This window comes from Bradyrhizobium frederickii (assembly GCF_004570865.1).
Taxonomy (GTDB): domain Bacteria; phylum Pseudomonadota; class Alphaproteobacteria; order Rhizobiales; family Xanthobacteraceae; genus Bradyrhizobium; species Bradyrhizobium frederickii.
The window spans coordinates 54378-67119 of the sequence record NZ_SPQS01000008.1 but is presented as its reverse complement, the minus strand read 5'-3'; the positions used below and the strand labels follow the sequence as shown (position 1 = coordinate 67119).

13 protein-coding genes and 1 tRNA gene are annotated in these 12742 nt (G+C 65.7%); 11 read left to right on the top strand and 3 right to left on the bottom strand.

All coding sequences use genetic code 11. The features are described 5' to 3' along the window. Genes E4K64_RS15490 through E4K64_RS15460 form a run of 7 tightly spaced genes read left to right on the top strand, consistent with a single transcriptional unit; the run spans nucleotide 1 to nucleotide 7012 of the window. Nucleotides 1–1023, top strand: a complete 1023-nt coding sequence (locus E4K64_RS15490) for a xanthine dehydrogenase family protein molybdopterin-binding subunit (RefSeq protein ID WP_126258216.1) — start codon at nucleotides 1–3, stop codon at nucleotides 1021–1023. A gap of 3 nt (nucleotides 1024–1026) precedes the next feature. Then, nucleotides 1027–1908 (top strand): AAA family ATPase, encoded by an 882-nt coding sequence (locus E4K64_RS15485; RefSeq protein ID WP_126258215.1) that lies wholly within the window; start codon nucleotides 1027–1029, stop codon nucleotides 1906–1908. Beyond that, nucleotides 1905–3026, top strand: a complete 1122-nt coding sequence (locus tag E4K64_RS15480; RefSeq protein WP_135164301.1) for a vWA domain-containing protein — start codon at nucleotides 1905–1907, stop codon at nucleotides 3024–3026. The genes E4K64_RS15485 and E4K64_RS15480 overlap by 4 nt, the downstream gene beginning before the upstream one ends. Beyond that, entirely contained in the window at nucleotides 3023–3907 is an 885-nt protein-coding gene (locus E4K64_RS15475; protein WP_135164300.1) for an amidohydrolase family protein, read from the top strand. The genes E4K64_RS15480 and E4K64_RS15475 overlap by 4 nt, the downstream gene beginning before the upstream one ends. A gap of 31 nt (nucleotides 3908–3938) precedes the next feature. Further along, nucleotides 3939–4787 carry an N-acyl homoserine lactonase family protein gene (locus tag E4K64_RS15470; RefSeq protein ID WP_018318076.1) on the top strand — a complete coding sequence of 283 codons (849 nt, stop codon included), beginning with the start codon at nucleotides 3939–3941 and terminating at the stop codon, nucleotides 4785–4787. 20 nt (nucleotides 4788–4807) lie between these two features. Continuing rightward, nucleotides 4808–6382, top strand: coding sequence for an isochorismatase family protein (locus tag E4K64_RS15465; protein WP_135164299.1), 1575 nt, complete (start codon nucleotides 4808–4810; stop codon nucleotides 6380–6382). A gap of 3 nt (nucleotides 6383–6385) precedes the next feature. Beyond that, nucleotides 6386–7012 (top strand): FMN-dependent NADH-azoreductase, encoded by a 627-nt coding sequence (locus E4K64_RS15460; protein WP_135164298.1) that lies wholly within the window; start codon nucleotides 6386–6388, stop codon nucleotides 7010–7012. A 326-nt stretch (nucleotides 7013–7338) separates the two neighbouring features. Here E4K64_RS15460 and E4K64_RS15455 read toward each other — a convergent pair. Together E4K64_RS15455 and E4K64_RS15450 are read right to left on the bottom strand one after the other, a co-directional pair. Beyond that, nucleotides 7339–7423, bottom strand: a tRNA-Leu gene (locus tag E4K64_RS15455). A gap of 182 nt (nucleotides 7424–7605) precedes the next feature. Further along, nucleotides 7606–7848 carry a FliM/FliN family flagellar motor switch protein gene (locus E4K64_RS15450; RefSeq protein WP_018647371.1) on the bottom strand — a complete coding sequence of 81 codons (243 nt, stop codon included), beginning with the start codon at nucleotides 7846–7848 and terminating at the stop codon, nucleotides 7606–7608. 100 nt (nucleotides 7849–7948) lie between these two features. Here E4K64_RS15450 and lipB point away from each other — a divergent pair, with 100 nt between their 5' ends. Continuing rightward, nucleotides 7949–8698 (top strand): lipoyl(octanoyl) transferase LipB, encoded by a 750-nt coding sequence (lipB, locus tag E4K64_RS15445; protein WP_135164297.1) that lies wholly within the window; start codon nucleotides 7949–7951, stop codon nucleotides 8696–8698. Nucleotides 8699–8896: 198 nt separating this feature from the next. Beyond that, nucleotides 8897–9610, top strand: a complete 714-nt coding sequence (locus E4K64_RS15440; RefSeq protein WP_167772028.1) for a DNA helicase — start codon at nucleotides 8897–8899, stop codon at nucleotides 9608–9610. Between the two features lie 45 nt (nucleotides 9611–9655). Here E4K64_RS15440 and E4K64_RS15435 read toward each other — a convergent pair whose 3' ends face one another. Further along, nucleotides 9656–10078 (bottom strand): tautomerase family protein, encoded by a 423-nt coding sequence (locus E4K64_RS15435; protein WP_135164296.1) that lies wholly within the window; start codon nucleotides 10076–10078, stop codon nucleotides 9656–9658. A gap of 111 nt (nucleotides 10079–10189) precedes the next feature. On the opposite strand from E4K64_RS15435, the gene E4K64_RS15430 reads away from it, so the two are divergent. Both E4K64_RS15430 and E4K64_RS15425 read left to right on the top strand, forming a co-directional pair. Next, entirely contained in the window at nucleotides 10190–11068 is an 879-nt protein-coding gene (locus E4K64_RS15430; RefSeq protein WP_135164295.1) for a LysR substrate-binding domain-containing protein, read from the top strand. 86 nt (nucleotides 11069–11154) lie between these two features. Next, nucleotides 11155–12675 (top strand): PAS domain-containing sensor histidine kinase, encoded by a 1521-nt coding sequence (locus tag E4K64_RS15425; RefSeq protein WP_135164294.1) that lies wholly within the window; start codon nucleotides 11155–11157, stop codon nucleotides 12673–12675. The last annotated feature ends 67 nt before the right edge of the window (nucleotides 12676–12742 follow it).

The following is a 12742-nucleotide window of genomic DNA, read 5'->3' as shown; positions in this document are numbered from 1 at the left end:
ATGACCCGGCATCGCGGACGCGGCATGGCGTCGATCAACTATCCCATCGGCATGAACCTCGGCGGCGATCCGAGCCAGGCCCTGGTTCACTCCAATCCCAGCGGCAAGTTCACGGTCGCGTTGTCGTCGATCGACCTCGGCCAGGGCATGAAGTCGGTGACGCGGCAGATCTGCGCCGAAACGCTCGGCGTTCCCGTCGAGGACGTCTATGTCGACACCGCCGATTCCGACACCGGCCCGCACTGCATGGGCTCGTTCGCCTCGCGCGGCACCCACCGCGTCGGCAATGCGGTGATGGCCGCCGCCCGCGAAGCGCGCGGGGTGATGATGGAGGCGGCCGCCGAGGAGCTGGAGGTCAACGCCGCCGACCTCGAGACCGACGGGCGCGGCAACATCCACGTCAAGGGCGCGCCGCACCGTTCGATTTCAACCAAGGACGTCGCGATTGCCGCGCAGTTCAGGCAGGGCAAGACCATCTCGGGCCGCGGCATCTTTCTGGTCCCGCTTTCCGATGTCGATCCGGAGACCGGCGAGATGTCGCCGGCGACCTGTTACGCCCATGCCTGTCTCGTCGCAGAAGTCGAGGTCGATGACGAGACCGGCGAGGTCGCGATGGTCCGGATGGATTCCGCCTATGAGCTCGGCCGCGCGCTCAACCCCCGCCTGGTCGAACAGCAACTGGTCGGCGGCGCCTGGATGGGCGTCAGCCATGCGCTCTACGAGACCCCGGAGCCCTATTATCCCGATCCCGTTCATGGGCCCCGCGACTTCGTCGAATATTTGATGCCCGGCCCCGGCGACATCTGCCCGCACGATATCGCGGTGCTGGAGCGTCCGGCGCCCGATGGCCCCTTCGGGGCCAAGGGACCTGGTGAGATGTGCGCCAATCCGGTGCTGCCGGCCGTTGCGAATGCGATCTTCAACGCCGTCGGCGTCCGCATCGACGACCTGCCGATCACGCCCGAAAAGGTGCTGCGCGCGATCAAGGCCCAGGGTGGCGCGCGGCCGCAGGCGCGACGTTAGGCCGTGGCGGTCCGCAGCAACATCGTCGGTATCGACAGCCCGGAGGCGCTGGAGAAAGCGCTGCGTGCGGCCTATTACCTCGCCGACGAGGGACTTGCGACCGCCGCCTATCTCGGCCTCGCACTCGGCAAGCCGCTGCTGCTGGAAGGCGCGCCCGGCGTCGGCAAGACGGAAGCCGCAAAAGCGATCGCTGCCGTGCTCGGCCGCCGCCTGATCCGCCTGCAATGCTACGAGGGCATCGACGCCTCTGCCGCGCTCTATGAGTGGAACTATCCGCGCCAGATGCTGGCGATCCGCCAGGCTGGGGACGAGAGCATCGATATCTATGGCGAGGCCTTCCTGATCGAACGTCCCATGCTGGCCGTGCTTCGCGCACCCGATTCGACTGTGCTCCTGATCGACGAAATCGACCGCGCCGACCAGGAGTTCGAGGCGTTCCTGCTGGAATTCCTCTCGGACTTCCAGATCTCGATTCCCGAGCGTGGCACCGTGCGCGCCGCCGAGCGGCCTGTCGTCGTGCTGACCTCGAACCGGACGCGCGATCTTCACGAAGCCCTGCGGCGGCGCTGTGTCTATCACTGGATCGACTATCCGACCGCGGAGCGCGAGGCACGGATCATCATGATGCGCGCCTCCAGCGTCGCCGAGGCCACGGCCCGCGCCGTCGTCGCCGCCGTGGAAAGATTGCGGCGCGAGCCCCTGAGCAAGGCGCCCGGCATCGCCGAGGCCGTCGACTGGGCCGAAGCCGCGACGCTCCTCAACAAGGGCGGCGCGCGCTGGCCCGACGCCTTCAAGCGGTCGATCGGCGTGGCATTGAAGGATGAGGAGGATTTGCACTTCATCTCGCCCCGGCTCGACGCCATGCTCGCGGAGGCAACCGCATGAGTACCGAGCCCCGGCTTCCGCGCGCCGCCCGCGTCTTCGTCTCCTTCGTTGCGCTGCTGCGTGCCAACAATTTTGCCGTCGCGCCGGAGCAGACCACCGCGTTCCTCGCCGCGATCGAGCTGCTCGGCCCGCGTGACCTCAAGGATATCAGGCAGGCGGCGCTCGCCACCCTCGCCCCGCCGCCCGAGCGCCGCACCACTTTCGACCGGCTGTTCGATCTGCACTTCCGCGGCAGCGAGGCTATCGAGCGCGCCGACAACGGCGAAGAGGACGAAACCGTCCGGCTTCAGGAGGAAGGCCGCGGCGACGAGGAGCCATTGCTGTCCGATGACGCCAATGAATCCGGCCTGACTGCCACACGTACCGAGGCGCTCGTCGAGCGCCGCTTCGCGCAACTCTCCACGACCGACGCACTGCGCCGCCTGGCGCGCGAGGCTCCACGACGCCTGCCGCGACGGCGCGGTCACCGTCGCATGCGGACCCGCCGCGGTCCGTTTGCCGATCTCCGCCGCACCTTGCGTGACAGCGTTCGCAGCGACGGCGAGATCCTGCGGCTCGGCCACATGAAGCGGCGTCAGCGCCCGCGCAAGATGCTGCTGCTGATCGACGTCTCCGGCTCGATGAAGAGCCGCACCGAGGAGAACATGAAGCTCGCGCATGCGCTGGTGCAGGCTGCGCCCAATGTCGAGGTGTTCACCTTCGGCACGCGGCTCACCCGCGTCACCCGTCCGTTGCGGCTGAAGCGCCGCGAGCAGGCACTGAACGCGGCCGCCCATCTGGTCAGCGACTGGGACGGCGGCACCCGCATCGGCGATGCACTCCAGGCCTTCCTCGCCGTGCCCCGCTTCGGCGGCTATGCTCGCGGCGCCGCGGTGGTCGTGATCTCGGACGGATTGGAGCGCGGCGAGCCCGATGCGCTGCGCGATGCGGTCGCAAAGCTGTCACGGCGGGCCTGGCGGGTGAGCTGGCTGACCCCACTGGCGACAAGCCCCGGCTTCCGCCCCCAAACCGAGGCCCTCATGGCCATCGAGCGCTTCGTCGACGACCTCGTCGACGGCGGCTCGAGCGCGTCGATCGTCGCGCACATTCTGGCGCTGGGACGAAGGAGAGCTGCGTGACCGATATGATCGACGGGCATCACCACATCTGGCGGCAGACCGACCTGCCCTGGCTGGTCGGCCCGATGCAGCCCCGCATCTTCGGACCCTACGAGCCAATCCGGCGCGATTATCCGATCCAGGAATATCTCGACGACCTCAAAGGTACCGGCGTCACCCGCTCGGTCTACGTCCAGACCAACTGGGCCAACGACCGCTTCGAGGACGAAGCCGCCTGGGTCCAGCAAACCGCCGACGCGCATGGCTGGCCCCATGCCATTGTCGCCTACGCCAATTTCGCCGTGGACGACGTGCGCCCGCAACTCGACCGCCTGAAGCGCTATCCCCTCGTGCGCGGCGTCCGGATGCAGCTGCACTGGCACGAGAACCCGCTCTACCGCTTTGCGGCCCGCGCCGATCTCTGCGCCGATCCGATGATCCAGCGCAACATTGCGCACCTTGCCGACCATGGGTGGAGCTTCGATTTGCAGGTGTTCACGCCGCAAATGCCGCAGGCCGCTGCGCTCGCAGAAGCCTGCCCCAACGTGACCTTCATCCTCCAGCATGCCGGCATGCTCGAGGACCTCTCGCCCGCCGGCCGCGCAGCCTGGCGCGCCGGCGTCGCGCGGCTGGCAGCCTGTCCGAACGTGGTCTCAAAGCTGTCGGGGCTCGGCACCTTCATCCATCGCAACGACCCCGCGCATATCGCCGCCGTCGTCACTGACACGGTCGCGATCTTCGGCGCCGAACGCTGCCTGTTCGGCTCCAATTTTCCGATCGAGAAATTGTGGACCAGCTATCGCGAGCTCGTCGATGCGTTTCGCGCAGCCGCTGCGCCGCTGAGCGCCGAGCAGCAGGACGCGATCTTCAAGACGACGGCAATGCGCGTCTACCGGCTTTGACAGGCAAGGGACAGGATAGGGAGAGCAACGAATGGCGCTGGAGATCAAGATCCTGGACTATGGCGATATCGAACTGGAATCGAGCTTTCTGGTTCTCGGCCGCGATTGCGGCCGCACCCGCCGCGTCCTCACCCTCGGCTTCCTGATCCTCGGCGGGAAATATCCGGTCGTGGTCGACACCGGCTACCGCTCCAACCAGATCATGGAAACGCTGGGCATGCGTGGCCTTCAATACCACGAGAACATGATCGAGAATCAGCTGGCGCGCCACGGCGTGCGCATGGGCGACGTCCGCTTCGTCTGCCACACCCATCTGCACATCGACCATGCCGGCAAGGACGACCTGTTTCCGATGAACACGACCGTGGTGCTCAACCGCAAGGAGCTGGAATATTCCGTCTCCGGCCTGATGCATCCGCAATACCCGGCGCCCGACATCAAGCACCTGATCGACCGCCTGCATACCAAGAGCGCGCTGCGTTTCCTTGATCTCGAGATCACCGGTCCGATCGAGCTGATGCCCGGCGTCTATTGCGACGCCGCCAATGCGCATACGGAGGGATCAATGAACGTCATCGTCGAGACCGCCGACGGCATCGCGACCATCTGCGGCGACGTGATCTACGACTTCAACGACCAGATCGTCACGCCCTTCAACGAGATCCACGACTGGGAGCCGCGCACCACCGGCAACCACGGCACCAGCAAGCGGGCGGAGAAGGCCTCGATCAAGAAGCTGCTCAGCAATTCGCGCTATCTGCTGCCCGTGCACGACCGTCCGGCCAAGATCGAAGGCGGCAACGTCGTCGGGCGCCTGCACGATCAGGTCCCCGGACCGATCGTGCAATCGCTGCCGGCACGCAACTGGTTTCCGGCGTAACGTGACTTGAGGATCGAGCGATGACCCACGTCACCTTGCGGAGCGAATTCGAGTCCCTGATCGACCCCTACGCGCCGGTCGCGCAGGTCGGCACCGGCTTCGACTTCACGGAGGGACCGGTCTGGCATCCGATCGACCACTATCTGCTGTTCTCGGACATGCCGGGTGACGTGCGGCGGCGCTGGGACCCGCGGCGCGGCGTCACCGAGGTCAAGCGCCCGTCGAACAAATGCAACGGCATGACCTATGACGCCGAGCTCAACCTGATCGTCTGCGAGCACGCGACCTCGCAGCTCATCCGCGAGCGACCGGACGGCCGGCGCGAGGTGCTCGCCTCGCACTTCCAGGGTCAGGAGCTGAACAGCCCGAACGACGTCTGCGTGCACTCCTCCGGCGCGATCTATTTCTCGGACCCCTGGTACGGCCGCATGCCGGTCTATGGCGTCGAGCGACCGCGACAACTCGGCTTCCAGGGCGTCTATCGCGTCGTGCCCGGCGGCGAGCCGAAGCTCGTGGTGGACCGCACCCTGTTCGACCAGCCGAACGGATTGTGCTTCTCGCCGGACGAGAAGATGCTCTATGTCAACGACACCGTCCAGGCGCTGATCCGCGTGTTCGAGGTCGCTGGCGACGGCTCGCTGTCCAATGCGCGCGTGTTCGCCAGCGGCATCCGCTCCGAGCTCGAGCCCGGACTGCCCGACGGCATGAAGTGCGACCAGCACGGCAATGTCTGGGTCACCGCGCCGGGCGGCGTCTGGGTTTATTCGCCGCGCGGCGAATTGCTCGGCAAGGTCCGCCTTCCCGAGCTGGTCGCCAACCTCGCCTGGGGCGGCCCGGATTTCCGCACGCTGTATCTGACCTCGACGCACTCGGTCTACGCTATCCCGACCAAGGTCGGCCCACGCCATGAGCCATATATGAACGCCAGGCCTGCCAGCGGCATCACGGCTGCCGGCTCCTCACCTGCTGCCCCCATCCTTGCCGATGGCGAGATGCATCTCGATCCGCAGCGCTGCGCCATGATCATCCAGGACCTTCAGAATGACGTCATCATGGCCGGCGGCGCGTTTGCCGAGTCCGGAGCGCCGGAGCATGCACGGCAGCAGCACGTCGTCGAGAACGTTCGCCGTCTTGCCGAGACCGCCCGCGCCCGCGGCGTCGTCATCATCCATGTCTGGTTCGTCGTCGAGCCGGGCGCGCCCGGGGTGACGCTGAACGCCCCTCTGTTCGAAGGCCTGGTCGACAGCAAGGCGATGGTGCGCGGCAGCTGGGGCGCGGCGCCCGTGTCCGGTCTCGAGCCTAGGCCCGGCGATTTCGTGGTCGAGAAGATTCGGATGAGCGCCTGGGAGGGCACGCGGCTGGAGACGATCCTGAAGGCGACCGGCCGCGACATGATCATCAACACCGGCGCCTGGACCAACATGTCGATCGAGCACACCGCCCGCACCGGCGCCGACAAGGGCTATTTCATGATCGTGCCCGAGGATTGCTGCTCGACCATGAATGCCGACTGGCACAACGCCTCGATCAACTTCGCCATGCAGAACGTCGCGATCGTCACCCGGGCGGACGCCGTCATCCGGGCGTTGGGATGACCGGTGGCGAAGCTCCTGCATCTGTCCTGCTCGCCCCGCCCCGACTCCGAATCGAGCGCCGGCGCGCGCGTCTTCCTTGACGGGTTTCGGCAAGCGCGGCCCGACTGGGACATCGACGTGATGGACCTCTGGCGCGAGCGGTTGCCGGAATTCATCGGTCCCATCGTCGAGGCCAAATATGCGCGAATGAAGTCGCAGCCGTTCGACGACGCGCAGCGCCGCAGCTTTTCCGAGGCGGAGCGGATCGCGTTGCGCTTTTCGCTGGCAGATCGCGTGCTGATCTCGACGCCGATGTGGAATTTCGGCATTCCCTACAAGCTGAAGCAATGGTTCGACATCGTCATCCAGCCCGGCCTGACATTTCGGTTCGATCCAGCGCAAGGCTATCTTCCGCTGCTCACGGACCGGCCAACCATCGTCATCCTCGCCTCCGGCGGCGATTTCGTCACCGGTATGAATCGCGGCCGCATCGACATGGCGACGCCCTATTTGCGCGAGGCGCTTCGCTTCATCGGCGTCAGCGACGTGCGCTTCGTGCCGATCGGACCGACGACGGGGCCGACCGAGCCAATCCACGCTGCGCGCGAGGCGGCGTATCGGCGACTGGGGACGATGGCTGCGCGGTTTTGATCAGCGCTTACGCATCCGGTGGCCGTACTTCCAACTGACTGAAGATGAAGACCGATTCCCCCACACGTCACGGGGAGAGCTTCACCCGAAGCTGTTGTTGCGATCTGCAAAACCGTCCTTCCACCCGGGAAGGAAGTCATCTGGGACTAGATCGCTTGGCGCCGTGAAGATGCTGCACCGGCGACCGTAGCGGAACGCGCTGAGGAGAAGCGAGCGGCCTTCATTTCTGAACGACGCCGCCAAGAATCTCGACGAGTTGCGCCGGCAGAAGGTCCGCCCTCGGGCAATTTTATGAATAAGCTTGATATTTGAATGAGTTACGCGTCTGGTGCGCTCGGAGGGACTCGAACCCCCACGATTTTACTCACTGCCACCTCAAGGCAGCGCGTCTACCAGTTCCGCCACGAGCGCTTTGGGGATGCCGGCTTGAGGCTTGAAGGCCGGCCGGATCAACGGCGCCGATCTAACAAATCCATCAGAGGGGTACAAGCCTGCAAAGGCCCTGAATTCCACAAGCTTTGCACGAAAGTTCGGGCCCCTCGCCGAATCGGCCCTATCCCCGCTGTCCAGGCCGCTACCGGCTGGGCGGGCCGCTACCGGGTGCCCGGTGAACGCGGCAGCATCTGTTTGACCTCGACCGCGATTCGGTTGCGATCCACCAGCACGACGCCGGAGGCGACCGGCAGGTTGTTGGCCAAAACCTTGACCTCGTCGGCCTCGGTTGCGTCCAGCTCGATGATGGCGCCGCGGGAAAGACGTAATACCTGATGGATCGGCATCGTGGTCGTCCCGAGGACGACCATGAGATCCACGGTGACTTTATCGAGAGTGGGCACTGTCAGGACCGCCGCAACTTGGGACTTGGAATGTGGGACCGACCAAGGGACTTGGACTTGGCATTTGCCCCCGAGATGATCACCACGTTATGGTTAGCCAATGGTTAATTCGCCGCAGAACCCTCGCCAAAACCAGCGTGAAGAGCTCGATTTGACGCCGTTTTCCGCTACAGGCGGCGAACCGGTCGAGTGGCGAATCTCGGACGCACCGGTGCCCTATCCGGAGGCGGTGGCCGCGATGGAAGCCCGCGTCGCGGCCATCGCGGCGGGCGAAGCCGGGGAGCTGGTCTGGCTGCTCGAACACCCCCCGCTCTACACCTCCGGCACCTCGGGCAAGAACACCGACCTGCGCGATCCCCGATTCCCGGTCTTCACCACGGGACGCGGCGGCCAGCTCACCTATCATGGGCCCGGCCAGCGCGTGGCCTACATCATGCTCGATCTCAAGCGCCGCCGGCCGGACGTCCGGGCCTATGTCGCGAGCCTGGAGGAGCTGATCCTGCGCACGCTCGCCGCCTTCAACGTCCGCGGCGAGCGACGCGAAGACCGGGTCGGCGTCTGGGTCAAGCGGCCCGACAAGGGCGCGGACCACGAGGACAAGATCGCGGCGATCGGCGTGCGATTGAAGCGCTGGGTCTCGTTCCACGGCATCGCGATCAATGTCGAGCCGGAGCTATCGCATTTCGCCGGCATCGTGCCGTGTGGCGTCGTCGATCCCCGCTACGGCGTCACCTCGCTGGTCGATCTCGGCCAGCTCGTGACCATGGCCGACGTCGATATCGCGCTACGCCAGGCGTTCGAACAGCTGTTCGGACCGACCCGCGCGTTGCTGCCGGAAGCGGCGATCTGACCTTTCCCGTTGGACGCGGTGCCTCCGCGTTCTCCGCCGCCGCCGAATCGGCTATGTCTCGGCGCGGCCACGCCCACGCCTCCCCCCTCCGTCGGGAAAGTACAGACCATGCCGGGCGATGAGACCATCGGACCGACTGTTCGAGCGCCTGGCATAAGGAAGGGATTGCGATCATGCTCGCAATGGGAGGTTTTGACGATGAGACTCTCTGCGCCGATCTATCATCTGAAGCGAAAAGCGAAGCGCCTGTCCCGGGAGGAAGGCATTCCGCTGCACGACGCGCTTGACCGCGTCGCCACGACGGAAGGGTTTTCCGCCTGGAGCATGCTCGCAGCGAAAGCCGCCGCGCTGACGCCCGCGAACAGGCTGTTCCCGCAGTTCCGGCCGGGCGATCTGGTGCTGGTCGGCGCGCGGCCGGGTCAGGGCAAGACCTTGATGAGCCTCGAACTTGCCGTGGAGGCCATGCGGTCGGGCCATCGCGCCGCGTTCTTCTCGCTCGAATATACCGCGAAGGACGTTTTGGATCGCTTGCGCGCGATCGGCGTGGAGCCCGCGCAATTCGACAAGCTCTTCGAGGTCGATTGCTCCGACGCCATCAGCGCCGATTACGTCGTCAAGCAAATGGCCGCGGCGCCCCGCGGCACATTCGTGGTGATCGACTATCTGCAACTGCTCGACCAGAGACGCGAAAATCCCGACCTCAATGTTCAGGTGCGCGCGCTGAAATCGTTCGCATGCGATCAGGGGCTGATCGTCGTCTTCATCTCGCAGATCGACCGATCCTATGATCCCTCGGTCAAGCCCTGCCCCGGCCTCGACGATATCAGGCTGCCCAACCCGCTCGACCTGACGCTGTTCGACAAGACGTGCTTCCTGAACAATTCCGAAGTCCAGTTCCGGGCGGCGAGCTGACGATCAGGCCGCCGGGTGAGACCGCTCACCCGGCGGCTTGCAGCCTTACGCCGCCTTCAGCGCCACCTCGAGCTTGCCGGCGATGTAGCGCCGCTCTTGAGTGAGGCCGCCAAAGCCGTAGGCGTCGCCCCTGACCTCGTCGACATGCAGATAGGTCTCGGGATGCAGCGGGCCCAAAATCTCGGCCATGCGCTTGAACATGGCCGCGAGATAGGCCGCCTTTTCGTCCTTGGTGTTGGTGCCTTCGCTGACATGGATGTCGAGCCAATAGCTTGCAAGCTTCTGCTCGGCCAGCGACTTGCCGCCGGCGAACCAGTCATCGGCGTCCACCGACTTGACGATGATGGCGGTCACCTTGGGATCCTTGTGCAGGATCTCGGCGGTGAGCTCGGACACGGCGTTCGCGATGTCGGCCTTCAGGGACGGCGACTGGCGGGAGGTGGTGAAGGACACGGTGATCAGGGGCATTGTGGCTTTCCTTAAGATGCTGCGCCGGTCAGGCGGCGTTGGTGAGAAGCTAGACCTCCGCTCGTCATTTTGGTATCTTATCTCTGTTGATATCAATGATAAGAATTCATAATGACGCCAACACTCGACATCGCCACCGTCCAGGCCTTCCTGCTGGTCGCCGACCTCCAGAGCTTTACGCGCACCGCCGAAGCGCTCGGCACGACGCAAGCGGCGGTCAGCCTGAAGCTGCAACGGCTGGAGACGCTGCTGGGAAAACGTCTCGTCGAGCGCTCGCCGCGCGCGGTCCGGCTGACCGCCGACGGCGCCAGCTTCCTCGAACGTGCCCGTCTGCTGATCGCGGCGCATGACCGCGCGCTGTCGGATGAGGCGCCGGCCGCGCAATCGCTCTCGCTCGGCATCTCCGATCATGCGGCGGGCCCCGAACTGGTGCCGCTGCTCGAACGGCTGCACGCAATGTCCTCAAACCTCACCCTCGCCGTCACCATCGGCTTCTCGCGCGAGATGCAGGATGCTTATGACGCAGGCGAGCTCGATGCGGTGATCGTGCGCCAGGAAGGCAGCCGCCGCGGCGGCGAGAAGCTGACCGAGGACGAGTTCGGCTGGTTCGCCGCACGGCGCTTCACCCTGGCGAAAGGCGAGCCGCTGCCGCTGGCGACCCTGGCCCCGCCCTGCGGCGTCCGCGCCGTCGCCGTGCGCGCGCTCGACAAGGCCGGCATCGCCTGGCGCGAGCGCTTTGTCGGCGGCGGCGTCACAGCGGTGGTCGCGGCGACGCTCGCCGGCCTTGCCATCGCACCGCTGGCCCGGCGGATCGCGCCTCCCGGCCTGGTCGACATCGGCCCTCCGCACAAGCTGCCCAAGCTCGGCAGCTCGAAAGTGATGCTGCATTCGAAGGTCAGCGACCCCGCCAAGCTTGCGGCGCTACGCGCGGTGGCGGCGACGTTCCGAAGCGTGGCGGCCCGACGATATGGGCGTTTTGGCGACCCTTAACGGGCCCCCCTGCCCAAAAATGTCACACCCTTAGGGAACCATCCCTCGCCTGCGGCGTTTGTTCCGGTCGAGGCGGGGTCCCGGGAATGATCGAAAAGTTCAGTCAACAGAGAGACTTGTTCGAGAGCGAACGCAGTTTCCGGCTGTTGGTTGAGGGAGTCGCGGACTACGCCCTCTATATGCTCGATCCCAAGGGGATCATCACCAGCTGGAACATCGGCGGTGAGCGCATCAAGGGCTATTCACCGGAGGAAATCCTCGGCCAGCATTTCTCCCGCTTCTACACCGAGACCGACCGCGCCAACGGCAAGCCGGCCCGTGCGCTCGGCATCGCCAGGGAAAAGGGCCGCTATGAGGAGGAAGGCTGGCGCGTCCGCAAGGACGGTACCTTCTTCTGGGCCAGCGTCGTGATCGATCCGATCTACGAGGACGGCGAACTGGTCGGATTCGCCAAGATCACGCGCGACATCACCGAACGCCGCAATGCCCAGATCAGGCTCGAGGCGATGCAGAAGCAGCTCGCCGAGTCCCAGAAGTTCGACGCGCTCGGTCAACTCACCGGCGGGGTCGCCCACGACTTCAACAACCTCCTGATGATCATCAGCGGCAGCCTCCACATGCTGAAGCGAGGGGCCGACGACGCGGCCAAGCTTCAGCGCGCGATCTCGGCGATCGAGACCGCCACCAGGCGCGGCGCGGCGCTGACCAACCAGCTGCTCACCTTCGCGCGGCGGCAGAGCGTCAACCCGCAGGCGATCGACTTCGCCGAACGCATCGCCGCCATCCGCGAGGTGCTCGATGCCGGCGTCGGCAGCTCCGTCCGGCTGGCATTCGACATCGGCCGCGACGTCTGGCCGATCAAGACCGACGCTTCCGAACTCGAGACCGCGCTGCTCAACCTCGTCATCAATGCCCGCGACGCCATGCCCGATGGCGGCACGGTGACCATCGGCGCGCGCAATGTCGTGCTGGACGAAGCGCCGCTCGTCGGCGATTTCGTCGCGATCGACGTCACCGATACCGGGCTCGGCATCCCCTCCGACGTGCTCGACAAGATCTTCGAACCGTTCTTCACGACCAAGGCGATCGGAAAGGGCACGGGCCTTGGCCTTTCTCAGGTGCACGGCTTCGCGCATCAGGCCGGCGGCACCGTGAAGGTCGCAAGCGAACTCGGCAAGGGCACCACATTCACCGTCCTTTTGCCGCGCGGAGAAGCTGCCCCATCGCAGGACACGACCGGGGAGCCGGCGTTCCGGGGCAGCGGCACGGTGTTGCTGGTGGAGGACAATCCGGACGTCGCCCTCGTCAGCATTGGCCTGCTGGAGCAGCTCGGCTATCAGGTGCGCCGGGTCGCCGACGCCGAAGCCGCCTTGCGCGAGATCGAGACCAACGGCGTCGACTTCGTGTTCTCCGACATCGTCATGCCCGGCAAGATGGACGGCCTCACCCTCGCCTATCATCTCCGCCAGATTCGCCCCGGCCTGCCCATCCTGCTCGCCACCGGCTACAGCGAGGTCGCCGCCGGCGTGCGTGGCGACTTCCCGATCCTGCGCAAGCCGTATGAGATCCACGAGCTCAGCGAGGCCATCGCCAAGCTGCCGAGGTGAACTTTTTCTTCTTCACCTCTCCCCGCCCCTCACTGCGTCATGGCCGGGCTTGACCCGGCCATCCACG

Bases quoted from the DNA above. Each gene is read 5' to 3' on its own strand.
- E4K64_RS15490 (WP_126258216.1), top strand. From the start codon at position 1: ATGACCCGGCATCGCGGACGCGGCATGGCGTCGATCAACTATCCCATC.
- E4K64_RS15480 (WP_135164301.1), top strand. From the start codon at position 1,905: ATGAGTACCGAGCCCCGGCTTCCGCGCGCCGCCCGCGTCTTCGTCTCC.
- E4K64_RS15470 (WP_018318076.1), top strand. From the start codon at position 3,939: ATGGCGCTGGAGATCAAGATCCTGGACTATGGCGATATCGAACTGGAA.
- E4K64_RS15465 (WP_135164299.1), top strand. From the start codon at position 4,808: ATGACCCACGTCACCTTGCGGAGCGAATTCGAGTCCCTGATCGACCCC.
- lipB (WP_135164297.1), top strand. From the start codon at position 7,949: ATGGTTAATTCGCCGCAGAACCCTCGCCAAAACCAGCGTGAAGAGCTC.
- E4K64_RS15440 (WP_167772028.1), top strand. From the start codon at position 8,897: ATGAGACTCTCTGCGCCGATCTATCATCTGAAGCGAAAAGCGAAGCGC.
- E4K64_RS15435 (WP_135164296.1), bottom strand. From the start codon at position 10,078: ATGCCCCTGATCACCGTGTCCTTCACCACCTCCCGCCAGTCGCCGTCC.
- E4K64_RS15430 (WP_135164295.1), top strand. From the start codon at position 10,190: ATGACGCCAACACTCGACATCGCCACCGTCCAGGCCTTCCTGCTGGTC.
- E4K64_RS15425 (WP_135164294.1), top strand. From the start codon at position 11,155: ATGATCGAAAAGTTCAGTCAACAGAGAGACTTGTTCGAGAGCGAACGC.